Source organism: Craterilacuibacter sinensis (assembly GCF_009831765.1).
GTDB classification, from domain to species: Bacteria; Pseudomonadota; Gammaproteobacteria; order Burkholderiales; family Chromobacteriaceae; genus Craterilacuibacter; species Craterilacuibacter sinensis.
On record NZ_WSSB01000009.1, the window covers coordinates 109,117 to 130,578 of the forward strand.

Genomic DNA, 21,462 nt, shown 5'->3' on the forward strand with positions numbered 1-21,462 from the left:
TGCGCCTGCGGGTTAGCGTTTCCCTATACAAAAGCTTACGGAAAAGAGCAGACCATGCAGCAAGGCGGCAGTATCGGCCCCCTCGTCGGCGCCGACGAAGACTTCAACCACCAGATCGTCGAAACCCACGCATCGGTGCTGCACACCGACCCTGGCTGGGCCGAAAAGGTCTGCGGCATGGTTGGTGCGCGCGATGGCTCGCTGCAGGTCGGTTTCGGCTTCGGGAAATACGTCAACCGCGGCGTCGTCGATGCCTATGCTGGCGTCTCGCGCCAGGCTGAGCAATGGAATGTGCGTGCCAGCCGCGCACTGGCCGACGACCTAGAGTCGGTATCGGTCGGGCCGATACATTACGAAATCGTCGAGCCGCTCAGGAAAGTCCGGGTCACGCTGGAGAAAAACGCCGTACAGCCGATCGCGTTCGAGCTGCTGCTCGAAGGCGCCGTACCGTGCTTTACCGAGGCGCGCGAGGACAGACGCAGCCGCAGCGGCTACCGCCGCACCGCCGACCAGATCCGCTACCACCAAAGCGGGACCGCCAGCGGCTGGATCGAGGTCGACGGCGTGCACCATGAGGTCACCCCCGACGCCTGGGTGATGACGCGCGACCACTCGTGGGGAATACGGCCGGGGGTCGGCGCACCGCTGGCCGACACCGAACCCGAGGCCATGGACAGCGAACAGATGCAGGTGCTGGCAATCTGGAACCCGCTGCTGCTGCAAAACCCGGACGGCAGCCATTACGCCTTTCACCAGTACCTGCTGCGCTACCGCGCACCCGGCCTGCGCCACGAGCTGATGCAGGGCCAGTTCGAATACCCGGACGGGCACTGCATCGCCGTTGTCGACAACCAGCCCAGCCTGAGCTTTCATCCGGTCAACCGGCGCTTTATCGAAGGGCGCTTTGCGCTAGTGCTGGCTGACGGCAGCCGGCGTACCTTGTCGGCACACGCCATTTCGGACACCGGATTTCATCTGGGCGGGGGGCTGTACCACGGCTTTGACGGCCACTACGTCGGCCAGTGGCGCGGCAAGCTGCAGGTGGAAGGCGAGTATTTTGCCGATTGCCGCAGCGAAGAGAGCGTGCGCCGCCTGAACAGTTTTCGCGACGCCATGATCGTCGTGCACGACAGCGCCACCGGTGCTCAGGGCTGGGGCAACCTGCAAAGCTGGGTGCAGGGAAACTGGAGCGAGGCCGGCACGAATGACTGAGCGGCGACCCCGCACAGCAAGACAGGGAACACTCCAGTAGTATCAACAGGAAGGGGCAGAACGTTCAAGTCAGTACACCTGCAAAGGGCAGGCAAACATCTGCAACCCAGTACTGCTCGACCTACTTCAAGACCTTGCGTCTGATTGATCTGGATTGAGCAGGGCGGATTGCAACTTGATTTTCGCGCCTAACCATAGCCGCTGAAATCCGGCAGCAACGAAAACGGACAGCACGCTTTGACGCGTACTGTCCGTTTTTTTATGTTGAATCAACCCAGCGTATGCTGCCCCAGCGCACTGACACTATTGAGCATGATGCGCACCAGTTCAGTCTGGCGGCGCACGCCAGTCTTGGAAAAGATCGAGCGCAGGTGCGCACGCGCGGTGTTGTGGCGGATGCCCAACTCTTCCGCCGCCTCTTCCAGCGACAGACCATTGGCCAGATGCACCGCCAGCGTGGACTCGGCCGGCGTCAGGCCGAATAATTGCTGGGTGACCTTTAACGGGACCTCGCTCTTTTTCTCTGCATCTCGTACATAAACCATCACCGCCGGGCGCTGCTTTCCACCTATCCATTCATTGCTGGGCACCGCCTTGACCACCACCCCGAGATTGACGCGTCCTGACGGGCGCGACAGCGACATGGCTTCGACCATGGCCGGCGTACCACCTGCGGCTATCGGCTTTTGCTGGCGCGCCAGGTTCTGGGTAATCATGTTTTGCAGTTCGCGGCTCTCGGTCGAATAGGATGCGACCAGCTTGCCCTGATAGACTTTGAGTCCGTCTCCTTCTGCCAGCAGTTCGCTGGCAATCTGGTTGCTTTGCAGAACCTGGCCTTTTTCATCGAGGATGATGGTCGCCACCATCATGCGCGACACCGCCTCGGTGTAGAGCATCCCCACAGACTCAGTTGCCAGCATACGGGTCTGGATATTCAGCGTGCGTTTGATATGCGGCAGCAAACGGGTCAGTTCGGCCTTGTCAGCTGCGCTAAAGGGCGCACCACTTTCCGGGCGCGTCACGCGAATTTTGAACTCGCCATTATCCAGCGTACGGATGTCGGCACCCATGACATGAAACACGCCATATGGCTCACAGAAATGGTGATAGAACAAGGACTGCCGCCACTCATTCTCGCGCATCAAGTCGTCTATGGCATACACCTTGTCCGATACCAGATCGACAAACGGGCTGGGGTAGCTGTATTGCGAACGCAAACCGGAATGTGCCTCGAAGACCTGGCCGGCGGTAATCATGGAGCCGGCCTGATCCGAGGTATCCGGGCGAATGATCAGCGTCACGAAGTTGGCATCCAGCTGGTCACGCAATAAAGCAACGGCCTTGGACCAGGTGGTGTTGTCGTAAGCTGTTTCATAGAGCGCACCCAGCAGCTGGCTGAAGCTATCCAGCGCATTAGACTGCCCGCTGCTGGCTAAATCGGCGTCCGGTGCTGGCGATAAGACTGACGAAGGTGGCTGCATGGTGTGCCCTGTGGTGGTGTGATCTCGATACAGTTGTGCTGGATCTTGCTGAGCAGCAATTTACATTCCGTATGCTTAACCTGTAAATCATGCGCCGCAGCAAACTGAAGCGCGCACCGCTGAAAACCCGCAGTGCGCGCTTGCCCCATTGTGGTCACACCGTCTGATGTTTTTGCACCCCGTCGGCAATAGCAGCCGGTACTGTCTTGCGTTGCCATCGCGCCAGATTCAGCCAGTAGGCCAGCGCCGGCGCCAGCGTAATGGCACCAAACACGTTCACGAAGAACATGAAGGCCAGCAGAATGCCCATATCGGCCTGGAACTTGAGCGAGGAGAAGGCCCAGGTACCGACGCTCAGCGCCATGGTGAAGGCGGTAAACACCGCCGCCGTACCGCGCTGGCGCAAGGCCTCGTACACCGCCTCGCGCAAGTCCAGCCCGCGCTCCTGCATCTCGGTTTCGATGCGCTCGAACAGATAAATGCCGTAATCAACCCCGACCCCGACCCCAAGCGCGATCACCGGCAGCGTCGACACCTTGAGGCCAATGCCCAGCTGCGCCATCAAGGCATTGCACAGGATGGACACCAGCGCCAAAGGCACGATGATGCACAGCACAGCACGCCAGGAGCGGAAGGTCAGCAGGCACAGCAATGAAATCGCACCGAAGATGGCCAGCAGCATGGTCACTTCGGCATGCTCGACCGCTTCATTGGTGGCTGCCGCCACGCCGGCACTGCCGCCGGCCAGGCGGAACTTCACCCCCGGGGTCTGATTGTCGGCGATAAAGCGCTTGGCTTCGCTTAGCGCATTGGCCAGCGTCGCCCCCTTATGGTCCTTGAGATAGACCAGCACCTGTTGTGCACCACAATCCTCAACTGTCAGGCCTGTCTCCGGCCCCATGGCGCGCGCACCCTGGCGCAGCGCTTCCGGGGTTTGCGGAATGCCCGCCCAGCGCGGGTTGCCTTCGTTCTGCCCGGCGATGGTGAACTTGACCAGCGTCGGCACTGCCACCACCGACTGCACACCCGCAACGCCCTGCATCTGCAGACTGAAACGGTCGACCGCATTCATCAGCGGATATTTGAGGCAGCTACCCTCGGGGTTATCGGTCCTGGATTCGACAATCACCGACAGGACATCCATCCCTATGGCGTAAGAACCGACGATCTGGCTATGGTCGCGGTTATAGCGCGAATCGGCACGCAGTTCGGCCACGCCGGAACCGGTATCACCAACTTCGAGCTTGCGTGACTCCATCGTCCCCCAGCCCAATAGCAGCATCGCCACCGCAATGCTGAACAAGCCCGGCCATGCAGTGGCATAGCCCGACAAACGCCACCATAGCGCCTGGCGCCCGTCTCTGACACCGGCGGCAGCGCGCAAGGCCGTGGGCTCGAGTTTCAGGAGCGACAACACCAGCGGCAGCAGCAGCTTGTTGGTCACGATCATCAGCGTGACCCCCAGGCATGCGGTCGCGCCCAGTTCACGCACAATCTGGATGTCGATCAGCATGATGACCATAAAGCCCAGCGCATTGGTCAACAGCGCGACCGAGCCGGGCACGAACAGCTTGCGAAACGCCGCCTTGGCCGCCTCGCGCGAGTCCTTGCCTGCCGCCACTTCCTGCTTCCAGGCGTTGGTCATCTGCACCGCATGCGACACACCGATAGAGAAAATCAGGAACGGCACCAGAATCGACATCGGGTCGATCCCCAGGCCGAACACTGGCAGCAAGCCCACCAGCCATACCACCGGCAGCAAGGCCACCAGCAGCGCCACCACCGTCAGCTTGAGCGAACGGCTATAAGCCAGCAGCAGCACGGCGGTAATGGCGAAGGCAATACCGAAGAAGGCAAACACCTGCCCCAGCGCTTCCTGCACATCCCCCACCACCTTGGCAAAGCCGATGATGTTGATTTCTATCTTGTCGTTGCCGTATTTGCTGCGGATCTGCTCGAGCTTGCCGGCAATATCGGCGTAATCAACCTTGGCACCGGTTTCCGGGTTGATGTCCTGCAGATCGGCCACGATCATCGACCCTTTCTGATCGGTGGCGATCAGGCGGCCGATTTCCCCCGAACGTGCCACATTGCGCCGTACCACATCCAGCTCTTCTGGCTGGGAAGTAAAGCGCGCCGGCACCACCACATCGCTGAGAAAGCCCTCTTCGGTCACTTCGGTGTAACGCACGGTCGGACTATACAGCGACTTCACCCGCGCCCTATCCACACCGGGAATAAAGAAGATCTCGTCGTTGATATTCTTCAGCGCGTCCATATACGGCTTGCTGTAGATATCCGAGCCATCCTTGGTGCGCACATTGATCAGGATGCGGTTGGCGCCGGAAAACACCTTGCTGTAGTCGCTCAGCGTCTGCATATACGGATGCGACAACGGGATCAGCTTGTTGAAGCCCGGATCCAGCCGCGCCTGCGAAGCACCCCAGCCCAGTGCCAGCGTGATCGCGGCAAACAGCAGCAGCAAGGTATTACGGTGGCGGAACAGCAGTTCGGCGCAGGCATCCACCATGCGGCGCAGACGGTTATTCTTGCTTTCATGGCTCATGGCTCAGTTCCCCTTGGCTGCGATCCGGTACAGGCCGTTCTCGCCGGCCACTACCAGGCTGTTGTCAGGCTGCGGTGCGATAGCTGTCAGGCTCAGCGCGCCGTGGCGTTTCACCAACGTGGCGCTGGACAAATCCGGCGCCAGCTGCAGCACCACCCCGCCTTGACCGACCAATAACAAGCGCCCGGAAGCATCCCGGGCATGCCCGAACAAAGAAACAGGCAACGGCAAGTCGAGCTTGTGCCAATTCGCACCGAAATCTCGGGTTACAAAGACATTGCCGCGCATGCCGTAGGCGACCCAGCTGGCGGCATCGATACGAGCCACACCGAATAGCGAGCCATTATAAAAAGACGCGATCTTCTGCCATGACACCCCGCCATCGCTCGATCTGAACGCCATACCCTGCTCGCCGACCAGCATCAGTTGCCCGTCGGCAGCGCCATCCATCGCATTGACGTGAAAATCCTCTACACCGACGTCCTGCGGCGCCCAGTTGTTGCCTCCATCAGTGGAAGCCAGGAAACGGCCATAGCTGCCAAAGGCAAACAGCGGCCCGCCCTTGACCCCCCATACGCCCAACAGCGGTTCGGACACCTTGGCATCAAAGCGCACGGTGCGCCAGTGACGGCCACCGTCATCCGTTTTCAGTATCCAGTTGTCGCCACCAACGGCGACACCCTGCTTGTCATCCAGAAAATGCACCGAGGTCAGCGCCGAGCTTTGCGCCTTGTCCAGCGTCTGTGCCTGCCAGCTGGCACCGCCATCGGTGCTGGCGAAAATGGCACCGCGCTCGCCCACGGCAAGCAGCCTGCTGCCAAGCTGCGCCATATCATTGAAACGCATGCGATCGACGCGTACCATCGTCGCCGCCTGTTCCGGCATCGGGCGTGGCGAAAAGGCATAAACCGAAGCGGCGGCCACCACGGCGGATACGGCCAGACCCATTAATGTGCGCATGGCTGTCTCCCGTCATTGTTGTGCTGCATGGCGTGTATCCTCTGTTCTCTTTGTATGCTGATCATTAGCCAAGCAAGGTGCAGCAACATCGTCCAAACAGGGTAACCCCTCTCCGGCATACGAGAAACGCCACAAAGTGGCGTCTGTTTACTGGATATACCCGGGGCGACCCGTCATCATTCAGCTGCCGACCTCGAACAGCGCCGCCGCCCCCATGCCGCCACCTATACACATGGATACCACCACGAAGCGCTCGCCACGGCGGCGCGCTTCCAGAAGTGCAGTGCCGACCAGGCGCGCACCCGACATCCCGAACGGGTGGCCGATGGCAATCGCCCCGCCGTTGACATTGAGGCGCGAATCCGCGATGCCCAGCGTGTCACGACAGTGGATCACCTGACAGGCGAAGGCCTCATTGATCTCCCACAAGCCGATATCGGACACCTTGAGGTTGTGGCGCGCCAATAGTTTGGGGATGGCGTAGACCGGGCCGATGCCCATCTCGTCGGCACGGCAGCCGGCAACCGCCAGGCCACGGTAGATGCCCAGCGCCTCCAGGCCGCGCTCGCGCGCAAGATTCGCCGACATCAGCACCGAAGCGGATGCGCCATCCGACAATTGCGAGGCATTGCCGGCAGTGATGAAGCGGCCCTCGCTCACCCAGCGCCCGTCCTTGAATACCGGCTTGAGCGCCGCCAGGCTCTCGGCACTGGTGTCCGCGCGCGCACCCTCGTCGCGTGCAAGCGTCACCTGCTGCTTGTCGGTCGGATTGCCGTCGCGGTCAAACAGCTGCTTGTCTACCGTGAGCGGCACGATCTCGGCGTCAAGCAGCCCGGCTTCCTGAGCAGCAGCGATGCGCTGCTGGCTTTCGAGCGCGTACTCATCCTGCGCCGCACGGCTGATGCCGTAACGCGCCGCCACCAGTTCGGCGGTCTCTATCATCGGGATATACGCGCTCGGGTAGGCGGCGAGCACCGCCTGCGACTGGGCGCGGTACGCGTTCTTGTATTTGTTCTGCACCAGCGAGATCGACTCGACGCCGCCGGCAACCAGGATCTCGCGCTCGCCGACCATGATGTCCTTGGCGGCGTTGGCAATCGCAATCAACCCGGAGGCGCACATGCGGTCCAGCGCCATGCCCGGCACGGAATCCGGCAGGCCGGCCACATAGCCGGACAGGCGACCGATGGTGTAGCCCTGCGTACCCTGCTGTGCAGCACAGCCCATGATCACGTCGTCGACTTCAGCAGGCGCGACACCGGCGCGCTCGATCGCGGCGCGGATCACATGACCACCGAGCACCGGCGCTTCGGTGTCGTTGAATGCGCCGCGATACGCCTTGCCGATCGCGGTTCTGGCAGTAGAAACGATAACGGCTTCTTGCATATGGCTGTCCTTGCTAGAAAGAATATGGAACGGCTGGGTAGGCGAAAATGGCTACCGAATCCCGGATTCCGTGTTCTAAAAGAAATAACGGCTGATCTTGTCAACCACGCAGGCGGGCTTGTCCGCGCCTTCGATCTCGATGGTGATGCGCACCGTGGCCTGCACCCCGCCACCGGCCTCTTCCACCTTCAGCACCTCGCCGCGCCCGCGCAGGCGCGAGTTCACCGGCACCGGCGCCGGAAAGCGCACGCGGTCGCAGCCGACATTCACTCCCAGCTTCATGTTGCGGATCTCGATCAGCTGCGGCAAAAACAGGCTGGCCAGCGACAGCGTCAGATAGCCGTGCGCGATGGTGCTGCCAAATGGCCCGGTTTTAGCGCGCTCGGGGTCGACGTGTATCCACTGATGGTCGCCAGTGGCCTCGGCAAACAGGTCGATGCGCGTCTGGGTGATCTCGGTCCAGCCGGTGACGCCCAGGTCGGTGCCGCCGGCACAAAGCAGCGCGTCTTTGCCATCAATGGTGATATTGGCCATGTCACGCCCTTTGCGCGCTGACCGATACCACTTCGCCGGTCATATAGGTCGAATAGTCGCTGGCGAGGAACATCATCACATTGGCGACCTCCCACGGCTCGGCGCCGCGACCAAAGGCCTCCTGCGACGCGAGGCTTGCCAGCAGTTCTTCCGAGGCGGATTTTTTCAGGAAGGCATGGATGGCAATCGACGGCGCCACCGCATTGATGCGCACCCCGTATTCGGCCGCTTCCAGCGCCGAACAGCGCGTGAGCGCCATTACGCCGGCCTTGGCCGCTGCGTAGTGCGCCTGCTCCTTCTGCGCGCGCCAGCCCAGCACCGAGGCGTTATTGATGATCACGCCGCAGCCTCTGGGCTGCATCGCCCGCAGCATCGCGCGCGTCATGCGAAAAGTCCCGGTCAGGGTAACAGCCAGTACCTTGTCCCACTCACTGTCTTCCATATCGACCACGCGGCAACTGGTGCCCAGGCCTGCGTTATTGATCAGCACGTCGACGCCACCGAGTTTCTGTTCGGCGGCGGCAACCAGCGCCTGCACCTGGGTCTCGTCGCTGACGTCGCACAGCATGCCGTAAACGGCGGCAAGGCCGGTGTCGCTTTTCAGCGTCTCGACCGCGTCCTGCAGGCGCTTTTCGTGCACATCGGAAATCATCAGCGCGCGGCAGCCTTCCTCGGCGGCGCGGCGTGCGGCGGCAAAGCCGATGCCGGCGCCGGCAGCGGCAGTCACCAGCACCGACTTGCCCTTAAGCAGGCCGCAGGCGGCCGGATAAGCGGGGGCAGCTTTCATGTCACACTCCTTGTTGAGACCTGCCCCTATCGTGACGCTGCTGCAGTACGCCGCCATCGTGCAAACGGACCATAAGCTCACATGAAAAAACCCGCCGGCCGCGATGGCAGGCGGGTTTGCGATGCGTAACGTGTCAGAACGGCCACACCGTCGACTCGGCACCACCGTCGACCTCGATCACCTTGCCGGTGATCCAGCGGCTGGCGGGGCTGGCCAGAAACAACGCGACAGCAGCGATATCTTCAGCCTCACCCAGACAGGCCAGCGGAGTGGCATCTATCATCTTCTGACGGGCGCTGTCGTTCAGGAACTTCTCCAGCGCATCGGTGCGGATAGGCCCGGGGGCAATCGCGTTGACCCGGATGGCCGGGGCGAAATCCTGCGCCAGCAGGCGATTAAGCTGGGTCAGCGCCGCCTTGGCAGCACCATAGACTGTGAAATTTTTCTGCGCATAGCGCGCCGCAGCCGAGGTGATATTGATGATGACGCCGTGGCCTGCTGCCTGCATATGTGGTGCCACCAGCGCCGAGAGGCGAAACGCGGTAGTGACATTGAAGTGCATCGCGTCGTCAAACGCCTTGGCCGTAGTCTTGAGCGCATGATTGGGGCCGGCACCGCCGGCGTTGTTCACCAGCAAGGTGAGCTTGCCCATCGCTTCGCGCGCATCCTCCACCAAGCGCTGCAAGGCCGCGTCGTCGTTGACGTCGCAACTGAGCGCCAGCGCCCGTACGCCAAACGCGCGCGCGGCCTTGGCGGTGTCGTCGATCTCGCTCTGGTTCCTGGCCACACACACCACGTCGGCGCCGGCTTCGGCAAACGCCAGCGCAATGGCGCGGCCTATGCCGCGCCCGGCACCGGTAATGATGGCGACTTCACCCCGCAGGGAAAAGCGTTCTAGAATACGGCTCATCGTACTGTCCTCAATAAAAAATGGGCGCAAAAAACCCGATGCCTGGGCATCGGGTTGCGGCTAGTTAGTGCGGCTTACTTGCCGGCGCGGCGGATCGCGTCCGGAGTAAAATCTTCGGGTTTGAGACCAGCTGCGTTGATCACGTCAGACTTGGGCTGCTCGTTGCTCATGCCATACGCGACGTAAGCACCCGAGTTCAGGTCGTGATAGAAGGTCGTCGAGTTGAACTGGCCACTGAAGTCCGGCGAATAGTAATGATGCGCAATACCGGCACGCCACAGCTTGTTCTGCCCGTCGTACTGATCGGCATACACACCATGCCAGCTATCCTCATCCAGATAGATCACGCGGCGCGGATACAGATGGCGCATGCCCGGCTTGAGCTTGGCCTCCACCACCCACACGCGGTGCAACTCGTAGCGCATCGGTTCGGCGTTCGGATGGTTAGGAGTCAGCAAGTCCTTGTACTTGAGCTTGGGACTGGCAACACGATAGGCGTTGTACGGAATGTACATTTCCTTCTTGCCCAGCAGCTTCCAGTCATAGCGCTCGGGCGAGCCGTTGAAGAAGCGATCCTCGTCAATGGTCATGCCGCCACCGACCCCGCCCACCGGCTGGTCAAAACCGAAGCCCGGCACCTGGCGTACACGACGGGTACCCGGGTCATAGCGCCAGGCCAGACGCGCGGTGGTCGCGAAGTTGTACGGCTCTTGCGATACGGTGATCGCCCCCTTGTCGCGCTCGGGCAGCATGGGTGCGGTAATGTAGTAGGAGTAGATGCCGGATGTGGTTTTGGCACGCACCTTGGGGTCATGCCCCGGCGTCAGGCCGGTCGAGCGCAAGCGCCCCCAGATAATGCCGTTCGAGGTGACCGTCGCATTATCGCGTACCGTCTGCACCGTATACGGGCGGTGCGGCTGCAACATATTCCACAAAGCTTCCTGCCCGGTCTTGGGCACCGGGAACGGAATGGCACCGGCAGTGGCATCCACCCCCATGCCGCCATCTACCACCTTGGCCGACTTGGCATTGTCCAGCGCGGTGTCGCACACCCAGTCCGGGTAGCGGAAGTCGCGGTGGCTGGCGTAAACAGGCATCTTGTAGCTGTTCGGATATTTTTTCAGCAAGGCCTTCTGGCCATCGTTCAGCTTGTCGGCGTACTGCGCCATATTGGCGGCAGTAATCACGAACAGCGGCTTTTCATTGGCATAAACGTCGCTGGCGTGCGAGCCGGCATTCATCTTCCAGCCCGGATTGGCCTGCGCCCCCAGCCATTTGCCGGAGAAAGCCGGAATCGAACCGTCGGCATTGCCGGCCTTCTCGGCACCGACACAGGTCAGATCCTTGCCCAGACGGGCCACTTCGGCAGCAGAAGCCGCGGCTTGCGCACCGTGCGCGGCAAACAGAGCGGAGGCTGCCAGCAGTGCTGCTGCTATCTTTTTCATCTTCATAATAAGGACTCCTCAATCGGGTGATGGGGCTCAGAAGGTGTACTTGGCGTAGGCCGAGACATAATCGCGGTCACCCAGCTTGCGATAGACCGGATCCGGACGGGTAAAACCGACGTAAGTCAGCCCCAGTTCCAGATTGCCCAGATACTTCCACTCGGTCCCTACCGAGTACTGGAAATTGCCGCCGGCATCCGCCAGCGTCGAAATCGGCGTCATGCCCTGAATCCACACACCACGGATAGGTACTTTCAGATCCCAGCCCGGAACAATGCCGGGGTAGGACAGGTCCATGCCCAACGTCAGGCCGTAGGCATTTTTGTCGCGTTCGCCGGTGACTTCACCGTTCTTGCTGGTCGTATAGACGAACTGGTCGCTACTGCCGTACAAGGGGAGGTTATTGGGCGCCTTTAGGCCGGCCAGGTTGGCAGCCCCATACACGTCGTCGACGCTGATGCCGTGTGTCCACACCAATTCGCCCATCAAGGTCGTTGCCGGAGCCCATGGTCTATCACCCAATACCTGAATGAACGATACCTGCGCCTGTGTCGCCTTGCCGCGCGCGGCAGTCACCCCCAGCGGGGTATTCACCAGCATCGGCACGCCATCGCGATAAGTCAGCTCGCCACCAACCTGCATATCGCCAAGGCGGGTCGAAATAGAGGCACCGACAAGCTTGATCTTGTCGAAATAGATCTCGTCGTAGCTTTGCGGGTTAGGCAGCCAAGTTCCGTTGTAAGCGTTAAACAGCGGACTGCCCGGTGCTGCGCTGCATGCGGCCTTAGCACCCCCGAATTTATCCGGATTAGAATAACAACCCGGCATCTTGCCGTAATTGATACGCACATTCGGATTCTTGTCGTGGTATTGCAGGTAATAAGCCGACAACTCGGTGGCATCGGTTACGCCCCAGCGCGCGCCGATACCGAACTGGCCGTCATTGCTTGGCTTTTCCTTTTCGCCAAACGGGATGTAATTGGCACCCAGCTTGCCCTGCACACGCGGGTCAGGCACTGCTACACCGCCAAACGGATCACCGAAACCGTTACGGATAAACTCCGCCCCCGGCCCCAGCAGATCAGTGTTCGACAGATAGGAACCCACCGGCGGCAGTTCGGTACCCTTCCACTGGAACTGGTAGTAGCCCATCAGGCTGAAGTTGGGTGCCAGCTCAAGCAGGCCGGACACTTGCGGTACCGGCAGCAGCATTTCCTTGACCTCGGTGCCGGGCGACAGGCCCTTCACCGCATCAAACGGCACTTGTGCAGCCGAGGCGTTGCCGTAGAACAGGCTCTCGCCCCAGGCCACCACCTGATTGCCCAGTTTGACGGTCAGGCGCTTGTCGCCCCCCACATCCCAGGTGTTGTAGACATAGGCATCCAGAAACTTGGCGCGGCCACCGGAATAGAACTGGGTTCCATCGGTGAACTGGTCGTTGGCGCCGAACTTGTTGACAGTTTTTGGCGAATTATTGGCATTGCTCTTGTGGTAGACATCATCGTAGAACGCAGTACCTCGCAGCATCAGCCCCATATCCCCGCGGCTGAGGTTCATCTCGGCATTCAGCCCGAGACGATTGGAGGTCAGATCCCCTTTGCCGAAGTTGTGGTTGCCGTCGTCCAGATTGATCGCCAGCGGATTGCGACCTACTGTAGTCGAGCCTACCTTGGGGCCGTCAGTCAGCTTGTCCGATGGATCCTTGACCCGCACGCCTACGCCGTAGGATACGGTCGCCTGATAATCGAGCTTGACGCCATTTTCAAACTCAATCGCCTCCGCGGCATACGCCTGGCTGCCAATCAGCGCCAGCGACAGCGGCAGCACCCTGGGCAGGGCTATCCATCCCGTTTTACTTCTGTTTTTTTGTTTCATGCGATTGCCTCACCTCCATTGTCCGGGTCTTTTTAAAGAGCGCCCTGTTCTGCAGCAGGCTTTGCTCCTTGTGCTGCAATGTGGACGCCAGAACCATGTCCTACATCGTCCAAAAAGACTAAACAGAGCGAATGCTCTATGCGGCAAGCAGTGATAGTCTGTTCGCATGATGTGGGGCAAAGGGTGTGCCGGATAATGGCTCGCAATAGCTTGAGCATGATCCTGCAACAGGAGAGCAAACGTGACTAAGAGCAGCACATTCAGACTATCGGCACGGGAATGGCTGGAAGCCAACTGCCCGCCGGCCATGCGCACCCCGCCACCGGAAGGCGGCATCGTCTGGGCCGGCAGCCGCGTGCATTTCGATAGCACCGAGCAGCAGCAGTGGTTCGAGCGCATGCGAGACAAGGGCTGGTTTGCCCCCGATTGGCCCGTCGAATACGGTGGCGGCGGACTCGATGCCAGTGACACCCGCATCCTGGAAGAAGAACTGTCGCGCCTGCGCTGCCGCGCACCGATGATCAATCTCGGCGTGTGGATGATAGGGCCGGTACTGCTCGCCTCCGGCAGCGCCGAACAAAAAGCGCGCCACCTGCCAGGCATGGCGCGTGGGGAAGTGGCGTGGTGTCAGGGTTTTTCCGAACCGGGTGCCGGCTCGGATCTGGCCAGCCTCAGCTGCCGCGCCGAGCGAGATGGCGACAGCTATGTCGTCAACGGCTCCAAGATCTGGACTTCCTACGCCGACCGTAGCGACTGGATGTATGCGCTGGTGCGCACCGACCCCGCCGCCGGCAAGCATGCCGGCATCAGCATGCTGCTGATCGACATGACCACCCCCGGGGTGACGGTCAAGCCGATCGACCTGATCAGCGGCAAGTCGCACTTCTGCCAGGTGTTTTTCGACAATGTGCGCGTACCGGCTGAAAACCGCGTCGGTGCCGAGGGCGAGGGCTGGCAACTGGCACGCGACCTGCTCGGCCACGAACGCCGCGCCATGAGCAAGTTCGGCGACAACAATGTCCCCGGCGTCGATTTTCTGGCACTGGCGCGCCAGCTGTTGCCACTGGCCGATACGGCCAGCCGGCCACTACTGGCCGAACGCGTCGCGCGCGCTGCGATGGATGAACACGCCTACAAGCTGACCCTGCAACGCGCACACGAAGCCGGCCGCGCCGGGCAGGATGTTTCCGGCCTTGTCGCCAGCTTCAAGTACCTGCATAGCGAGCAAAACCGCGAACGCCACGAACTATTGATGGCGCTTGCCGGCAACGAGGCGCTGGGCTGGGAGGGTGATCCTTTCGACGAGACCCTGCTCAAGCTGACGCGGCAATGGCTCAACTCCTACACCTACACCATCGCCGGCGGCACGTCGGAGATCCAGCTCAATATCCTGGCCCGCCGCGTGCTGGGCCTGGCAGCAAGCGGAGGCTGATATGACCCTGATTCTTGGCGAAGAGCAGCGCATGCTGCAGGACAGTGCCGCCGATTTTTTTGCCTCGCGCCTGCCGCTAGCCGCCAACCGTGCGCTACGCGACCTCGGGCTGACGCATGACACCCAGGCCTGGCACGAGATGGACGAACTGGGCTGGAGCGGCATCGCCCTGCCCGAAGAGCTGGGCGGCCTGGCTTTTCCGCTCTCCGGCATCGCGCTGATCCAGGCGCAGGCCGGACGCACGCTGGCCGCCACGCCGCTGTTGTCATCCAATATCCTGTGCGCCGGCACGCTGGCGCTGTGTGCCAGCGATGCGCAACAGCGCGACTGGCTGCCGGGCCTGGCTAGCGGCAAGCTGCGCGCAGCACTGGCGCTGGACGAAGGCCCGCGCCACGACCCGGTGCGCATCACCCTCGCCGCCCACCGTGTGGGCGACAACTGGCTGCTGGATGGTGCCAAGGCCATGGTAATGGATGGCACGTTGGCCGACACCCTGCTCGTTGCCGCTACGCTGGATGGCGAGACAGCGCTCTTCATACTGCCGGCCGACAGCGCAGGCATCACGCGTACGCCGCTGGCGCTGATCGACAGCCGCGATGCCGCCCGCTTCGCGTTTGAGCAGGTAGCCGTTGCGGCAGACGGACTGTTGGCACGTGGCAATGCGGCCGAGCAGGTACTCGCGACCGTACTTAACCGGGCGCGCATCTGCCTGGCGGCAGAAATGCAGGCCATCAGCCGCGTGCTGTTCGATACCACGCTTGACTACCTGAAACAGCGCCAGCAATACGGCGTCTTGCTGGGCAGCTTCCAGGCGCTGCAACACCGTATGGCGCGACTGTTTACCGAGCTGGAACTCGCCGAAAGCTGCGTCGCGGCGGCACTGTCTGCACTCGATGGCGATGGTGATCTGGCGCTGTTGGCCGCACTGGCCAAGGGCAAGACGGGCGAAGTCGCACTCAAAATCGCCAACGAGGCGGTGCAACTGCACGGCGGCATCGGCGTCACCGACGAGCTGGATATCGGCCTTTACCTCAAGCGCATCCGCGTCGCCGAAGCGCAGTGCGGCGACCATATCTTCCAGCGCACCCGCTACGCACACCTGATCCAGCTGGCGGAGGCGCTATGAGTGCACTCGCTTCCTGGCACCAGCAGATGGCGACGCTCACCGCTGCCGGCGCACCGTTTGCCATCACCGAACTGAATGGCCAGCCCGCCTTTGCCCATGCTCCGGCCACGCTGAACACGGCGCTGGAACAGGGCCGCGTTCATGGCGCGCAGGACTTTATCGTCTGCCACGATCAGCGCCTGTCGTTTGACACCTACTACGCCGAAGTCGAACGCGTGGCCGCAGCCCTGCTCTCCCGTGGTCTGGCACAGGGCGAGCGCGTCGCCATCGCCATGCGCAACCGTCCCGAGTGGCTGATCGCCTTTCACGCCATCATCAAGGCTGGCGGCGTCGCCTGCGCACTTAATAGCTGGTGGCAGGGCGACGAACTCGCTGCTGCGCTGGCGGACTGTGGAGCCAGCTGGCTGATCGCCGACGCCGAGCGTCTGGCACGGCTCGATGGCCGGCTGGAGCATCTTGCCGTGATCGGCGTCGACGGCGCCGCCGCTAACGATTTTGCCGCACTCTCAGGCCCCACACCGGCACGCTGGCCACTGCCCGCGCCTGAGGATGCGGCCGCCATCCTGTTTACTTCCGGCACCGGGGCACGCGCCAAGGCGGCCTTGCTGTCGCAGCGCGCGCTGGCGCAAGCCGTATTCTCGCTCGACTTTTTTGCCGCTGTCGGTGCCATGGTGCAGCCGGAGCTGATCGCCCGCACCAGGGGCGTGCGGATGAAAAGCCTGCTGGCCGTGCCGCTGTTTCATGTCAGCGGCCTGATCGCGCAATTCTTTTCTGCGCTGCGCGGCGGGCGCTGCCTGATCATGATGAAAAAATGGGATGCAGCCGAGGCGCTGCGCCTGATCGAGACCGAAGCCATCACCCAGTTCAACGGCTCGCCGGCGATGCAGGTCGACCTGATCAACCACCCGGGCTTTTCGTCCGAGAAGCTATCCAGCCTGATCGGCCTGGGTTATGGCGGCGCCGGCGTGCCGCGCACCCTGTCCGGCGACATCGCGGCCCAGTTGCCGCAGGTGATTCAGGGTAGCGGCTACGGCATGACCGAAAGCAGCGGCATAGGCTGCGTCAGCAGCGGCGTGCTGTTTGCCGAACACCCCGACGCGACGGGCCTGCCCTCGCCGGTGGTGCGCCTGCGCGTGGTTGATGCCGCAGGCAACACCCTGCCGGCAGGAGAGGAAGGCGAAATCCAGCTATCGGGCCCGGTGCTGATGGACGGCTACTGGCTGCACGGCCAGCTTGAACGCAGCACTTTTGATGGCGGATGGTTCGCCAGCGGCGACATCGGCCGCATCGACGAGACCGGCCTCGTCTATCTCACCGGACGCAACAAGGAAGTAATCAACCGCGGCGGCGAGAAGATCGCGCTGGTCGAGGTGGAAAACTGCCTGATTGCCCACCCCGACGTGCTGGAAGTCGCCGCCTTTGCGGTGCCTGACACGCGCCTGGGCGAACGACTGGAAGCGCAGGTGGTGATGAAACCGGGCAAGATTTTCGACGCCGGGGCCATCCGCGGCTTCGCCCTGGCGCGCCTGGCCGCCTACAAGGTACCCACTACCATCCATCTGCGCATGGATGCCTTGCCGCGCAATGCCTCGGGCAAGCTGCTGCGCCGCCAACTGGGCAACGCGGTAAGGAACTAGACGATCTCGTCCGCATGGGGGATGGCGCAAGGGACGCCACAGGACAAGATGAAAACAACAACAGGAGAGACGCGCATGGGTCTGCAAGGACAAGCCGCCATCGTCGGCGTGGCGCAATACCAGCCGGAAAAATATTCGACCGCACCCAGGATGTTCCATCTGGAACAGGTGGCTGACCTGGCGCGCCAGGCACTGGCCGATGCCGGGCTTGCGGCATCCGACATCGACGGGCTGTGCGTCAACGGCCCGCATTTTCACGAGGCAAGCAGTTTCGTGCCGGCCATGGTCGGCGAGTATCTGGGCGCCCAGCTTAATTTCGGCGAAGTGGTCGATCTGGGCGGCGCCTCAGCGGTAGCCATGGCATGGCGCGCGGCAGCGGCGATCGAGCTTGGACTGTGCCAGGCCGTGCTGTGCGTGATTCCGCAGCGCATGGCGCCGATGGGGCCGGACGAAGACCCGATGGCGATGGCGCGGGCGATGCGCTACGGCGGGCACAGCACCGCCTTTGGTGCCCCCGAGGCTGAATTCGACCTGCCCTACGGCCATATGGCGCAAAACACCGGCTACGCGATGATCGCCCAGCGCTACAAGGCGCGTTACGGCTACGACGAGGCGGCAATGGCCAAGATCGTCGTCGACCAGCGCAGCAATGCCTGCGCCAACCCCAAAGCCATGTTCTACGGCAAGCCGCTCTCCATCGACGATGTCCTCGCCAGCCGCATGGTGGCCGACCCCCTGCATGTACTGGAAATCGTGATGCCGGTCGCCGGCGGTGCCGCCTTTATCGTGACCAATGCCGCGCTGGCCGCGCGCAGCCGCCACCGCCCGGCATGGATCAAGGGCTTTGGCGAACACATCATCAGCAAGTCGCCGACCTACGCGCCCGAAATGCTGGACACACCAATCGGCCCGGCCGCCAAACGTGCCTTCGCCATGGCCGGCATCACGCCGGCCGACATTGATGTCGCCCAAATCTACGACTGCTACACCATCACCGTGCTGCTGACGCTGGAAGACGCCGGCTTCGCCAAAAAGGGCGAAGGCATGGCCTTCGTGCGCGAGCATGATCTGACCTACAAGGGCGACTTCCCGCTCAACACCCACGGCGGCCAGCTTGGCTTCGGCCAGGCCGGCTCCGCCGGCGGCATGAGCCAGCTGATCGAGGCGGTGGAACAGATCCGCGGCACTTGCGGCGAACGCCAGGTCGCACACTGCGACAAGGCCTTTGTCTCCGGCACAGGTGGCGTGATGAGCGAACAGACCGCGCTGATTTTGATGGGGGAATGAAGATGAGCAATAAACCGCAACCGGCCATCACCGATATTTCGCGCCCCTACTGGGACGCACTTAAGCAGCACCAGATCAAGCTGCAGCAATGCAACGCCTGTGCTCTCTGGGTATTTTTCCCGCGCAGCCACTGCCCGCACTGCCTGTCCGATGCGCTGCAATGGCGCGAGGTATCAGGCCAGGGCAAGCTTTTGACCTATACCGTCGCCCGCATCCCCACCCTGCCCGACTTCGCCGACGAGGCGCCACAGAAGCTGGCTGTGGTGGAACTGGCCGAAGGCGTGCACCTGAACACCACCCTGATCGGCCTTGATGAAGACGAAATTTGCATCGGCATGGCGGTGAAACCGGTGTTCGACGCGCGCGGCGAGACCACCTTGCTACGCTTCACCGGGATAGACAAGACGCTGTCAGTCATCGAAGGCCAGACGGACGAAGCGGCAGCAGAAACCGGACAGATGCAGGCGAAGCGGCAGATCCACTTCAAGGATTTCGCCTCGCTCAAGGCGCTGATCAGCGACGAATTCTCGCCGTGGAGCAACCGTTACTCGGTGACACAGGACATCATCAACCAGTTTGCCGCGCTCTCCGGTGACGACTACTGGATCCATACCGATCCGGAGCGGGCGAAAAAGCACAGCCCGTTTGGCGGCACCATCGCTCACGGCATGCTGATCCAGGTACTGCTGTCGCGCCTCACCATACCGCTAGGCTGGGAGCTGACCGGCTTTGGCAATATGGCCAACTACGGCAGCAACAAGCTGCGCTTCCCCTCGCCGGTGCCTGCCGGCAGCCAGATCCACGGCCGCGCGCGCATCAAGGCGGTGGACGAAGTCAAGGCCGGCACCCAGCTGACGCTGGAGATGTGCGTACATGTGGTCGGTCAGGAACGCCCCGCGCTGATCAACGAGCTGATCGTGTTGTATATGCCCTGAATGTGTGTACCCTCGATGTGGTGCTTGGCCCCGTTAATCGACGGGGCCTTTTTTGCGCCCTTCCCAAACATGGCATAGCAAAACCTGCCAAACCGGCAAGCGGCCAGGCAAACAGCCACATAAGCTGAAGCAACAGGCATTTAGAGTTCCTATCGGGTGAAATGCCCATGCAAAACGGCAAGTGCCAGATACTGGCCACTTGCCGTTTTTTACCGCGCAGCCGGTTTAACGGCTCTGGCTGTGCTCCAGCGAGCTGGCGGGTTTTGCTGCCTTTCTCGCCACCAGCGCCTGTGCCGCGAAAATGAAGGCTGACCAGAATACGATACCGACGGCCAAGGCGACATAATGCGCGGCAAAAGCCTGCGCGCCAACGATCATCGGGATGCAGCCCACGGTCAGAAAGAGAAAGGTCGCGCCGTTAATCAGCGTAGTCAGCCGCCCCATCACCTGCAGCAACACCAGCACGAAGATCAGCGCCATAAACAGGCCAAAACCCATGCTTTGCCCCAGCAGAGCCGGCAGCCAGGCCAAGAGGCCCGAGATGCCGAAGCCTAACAATGCACCACAGGCGGCGGGCAGACATTCGGCCGGCGCCGCTTGCTTGACCGAGGCGTAGTACCACAAGAATAAAAAGGTAATCCAGCTATCCTTGACCCCAACGGCAAACAGGAACAGCAGATAAAGCGAGATCACCACCACGATAACGCAATTGATCAACAGCGCCTTGCCCAGGCCGGGTTTTTCCTGTTGTTGCATATCAGCTTCCTTGCAAGAGAGAGACAGGCTGCGTTGCCGCCTGCCAGTAGATGATGCCGTCAGCACCCGGATAGCAGGCAGCCTGACGGCAAAGCTGCAGATGGCGCAAGTGCGCGAGGGTTTCCGAGACAGCCATCAATTCGGCCACCGGATTTGAAAGGCGCGTAAACAAGGACTGTGACAAGCCATATGCGCTTGCCGGTGCCACCGTCAATGCCCGGGCAAGGCTGGCCAGTTGCCGGTGATGATAGGCCGCAATGCGTGCGGCGCGCTGTCTGGCGCCGATAAAGGGCAACTGGTGCGAAGGCAACACCAGCGTGGCTGCAGGCAGATTTTGCAATACCTGCATCGCCGCCATCCAGCAAGCCAGGGGGTCGCCCAGACGGTTGGACAGATTGAGTCCGACGCTGGGGGTAATACGCGGCAGCAGTTGATCGCCGGCAATCAGCACGCCCAACTCGGCGCAATACAATAGCGCATGCTCGGGCGAGTGGCCCCCACTGGTCATGACCCGCCAGCGATGGCAGCCTATGGCCAGCTCGTCGCCATCCGACAATGGGGTAAACGTGGCAGGTGGCGGGCTGACAAAATTGCCGTCGCGAAAGCTGGCCACGGCCAGGGAGAGCGTGGCGGGCGGCAGCCCGGCCGCGGTAAAGAAGTCGCGCTCGTCGTTGCGATGGATGCCCGCCAGGGTGCGCGCCCAAGTGTCCTGCAGCGCGTGATACTCGGCTTCGGGCATAGCCAACCCCACCCCCTGTCCCGCACACAGCCAGCCGGCCAGACCGGCGTGATCATGGTGAAAATGGGTACAGATCAGGCGGGTCAGCCGGTAACGGCGCAGCAGTGACTGCCACAGCTCGCGCGTGACATCGGTCGCGAGGCCGGTATCGACCAGCGCCCAGCCTTCGCCATCAGCGATCAGCCACAGATTGATGTGGCCGGGCGGAAACGGCATTGGCATCCGCAGCCACAATACGCCGGGGGCAACTTCAATTGTGCTAGCTGCAGCGGGTGGATCGGCAAACGGGTAATGCAATTCGGTGTCGGACATAAAACCCTCGTTAGCCGGCTATCCGGGAGCCGCGACAGGATGGGAAACTGAAAAAGTGGGGCGGCCTCCGCCCCACTCGCGC

17 protein-coding genes are annotated in these 21,462 nt (G+C 61.9%); 6 read left to right on the top strand and 11 right to left on the bottom strand.

Translation table 11 applies throughout. The annotated features are described in order from the left end of the window. Nucleotides 1-54 precede the first annotated feature (54 nt). Nucleotides 55-1,212, top strand: coding sequence for a hypothetical protein (locus GQF02_RS10930; protein ID WP_160797099.1), 1,158 nt, complete (start codon nt 55-57; stop codon nt 1,210-1,212). 269 nt (nt 1,213-1,481) lie between these two features. Here GQF02_RS10930 and GQF02_RS10935 read toward each other — a convergent pair whose 3' ends face one another. From GQF02_RS10935 to GQF02_RS10975, 9 genes are all read right to left on the bottom strand, one after another. Further along, a complete protein-coding gene (locus tag GQF02_RS10935) occupies nt 1,482-2,693 on the bottom strand; it encodes a helix-turn-helix transcriptional regulator (protein WP_160797101.1) in 1,212 nt (403 codons plus the stop codon). A gap of 154 nt (nt 2,694-2,847) precedes the next feature. After that, entirely contained in the window at nt 2,848-5,259 is a 2,412-nt protein-coding gene (locus GQF02_RS10940; RefSeq protein ID WP_160797103.1) for an efflux RND transporter permease subunit, read from the bottom strand. Between the two features lie 3 nt (nt 5,260-5,262). Beyond that, entirely contained in the window at nt 5,263-6,219 is a 957-nt protein-coding gene (locus GQF02_RS10945) for a WD40/YVTN/BNR-like repeat-containing protein (protein ID WP_160797105.1), read from the bottom strand. Nucleotides 6,220-6,399: 180 nt separating this feature from the next. Beyond that, on the bottom strand, nt 6,400-7,605 hold the full coding sequence (locus GQF02_RS10950; RefSeq protein ID WP_160797107.1) for an acetyl-CoA C-acyltransferase: 1,206 nt from the start codon (nt 7,603-7,605) through the stop codon (nt 6,400-6,402). Between the two features lie 75 nt (nt 7,606-7,680). Beyond that, a complete protein-coding gene (locus tag GQF02_RS10955) occupies nt 7,681-8,139 on the bottom strand; it encodes a MaoC family dehydratase (RefSeq protein ID WP_160797109.1) in 459 nt (152 codons plus the stop codon). Nucleotide 8,140: 1 nt separating this feature from the next. Next, nucleotides 8,141-8,926: an SDR family oxidoreductase gene (locus GQF02_RS10960; protein WP_160797111.1), complete on the bottom strand. Its 786-nt coding sequence runs from the start codon at nt 8,924-8,926 to the stop codon at nt 8,141-8,143. Between the two features lie 133 nt (nt 8,927-9,059). Continuing rightward, nucleotides 9,060-9,836 carry a glucose 1-dehydrogenase gene (locus GQF02_RS10965; protein ID WP_160797113.1) on the bottom strand — a complete coding sequence of 259 codons (777 nt, stop codon included), beginning with the start codon at nt 9,834-9,836 and terminating at the stop codon, nt 9,060-9,062. Between the two features lie 74 nt (nt 9,837-9,910). Continuing rightward, nucleotides 9,911-11,281, bottom strand: coding sequence for a DUF1329 domain-containing protein (locus tag GQF02_RS10970; protein ID WP_220789437.1), 1,371 nt, complete (start codon nt 11,279-11,281; stop codon nt 9,911-9,913). A 36-nt stretch (nt 11,282-11,317) separates the two neighbouring features. Beyond that, nucleotides 11,318-13,156, bottom strand: coding sequence for a DUF1302 domain-containing protein (locus GQF02_RS10975; protein ID WP_160797115.1), 1,839 nt, complete (start codon nt 13,154-13,156; stop codon nt 11,318-11,320). Nucleotides 13,157-13,397: 241 nt separating this feature from the next. On the opposite strand from GQF02_RS10975, the gene GQF02_RS10980 reads away from it, so the two are divergent. From GQF02_RS10980 to GQF02_RS11000, 5 genes are read left to right on the top strand one after another with little or no spacing between them, the layout of a single operon-like run. Continuing rightward, nucleotides 13,398-14,588, top strand: a complete 1,191-nt coding sequence (locus GQF02_RS10980) for an acyl-CoA dehydrogenase family protein (protein WP_160797117.1) — start codon at nt 13,398-13,400, stop codon at nt 14,586-14,588. 1 nt (nt 14,589) lies between these two features. Continuing rightward, nucleotides 14,590-15,714: an acyl-CoA dehydrogenase family protein gene (locus tag GQF02_RS10985; RefSeq protein WP_160797119.1), complete on the top strand. Its 1,125-nt coding sequence runs from the start codon at nt 14,590-14,592 to the stop codon at nt 15,712-15,714. Continuing rightward, nucleotides 15,711-17,351: a class I adenylate-forming enzyme family protein gene (locus GQF02_RS10990; RefSeq protein ID WP_160797121.1), complete on the top strand. Its 1,641-nt coding sequence runs from the start codon at nt 15,711-15,713 to the stop codon at nt 17,349-17,351. Before GQF02_RS10985 ends, GQF02_RS10990 begins: the two co-directional genes overlap by 4 nt. A gap of 48 nt (nt 17,352-17,399) precedes the next feature. Next, nucleotides 17,400-18,638: a thiolase family protein gene (locus tag GQF02_RS10995; RefSeq protein ID WP_220789438.1), complete on the top strand. Its 1,239-nt coding sequence runs from the start codon at nt 17,400-17,402 to the stop codon at nt 18,636-18,638. Nucleotides 18,639-18,640: 2 nt separating this feature from the next. Continuing rightward, the gene (locus tag GQF02_RS11000) at nt 18,641-19,573 is read left to right on the top strand and encodes a bifunctional OB-fold nucleic acid binding domain-containing protein/MaoC family dehydratase (RefSeq protein ID WP_160797123.1); all 933 of its coding nucleotides are present in this window, start codon (nt 18,641-18,643) and stop codon (nt 19,571-19,573) included. A 225-nt stretch (nt 19,574-19,798) separates the two neighbouring features. Here GQF02_RS11000 and GQF02_RS11005 read toward each other — a convergent pair whose 3' ends face one another. Then, nucleotides 19,799-20,329, bottom strand: a complete 531-nt coding sequence (locus tag GQF02_RS11005; protein ID WP_160797125.1) for a hypothetical protein — start codon at nt 20,327-20,329, stop codon at nt 19,799-19,801. 1 nt (nt 20,330) lies between these two features. Then, a complete protein-coding gene (locus GQF02_RS11010; protein ID WP_160797127.1) occupies nt 20,331-21,380 on the bottom strand; it encodes an MBL fold metallo-hydrolase in 1,050 nt (349 codons plus the stop codon). Between the last annotated feature and the right edge of the window lie 82 nt (nt 21,381-21,462).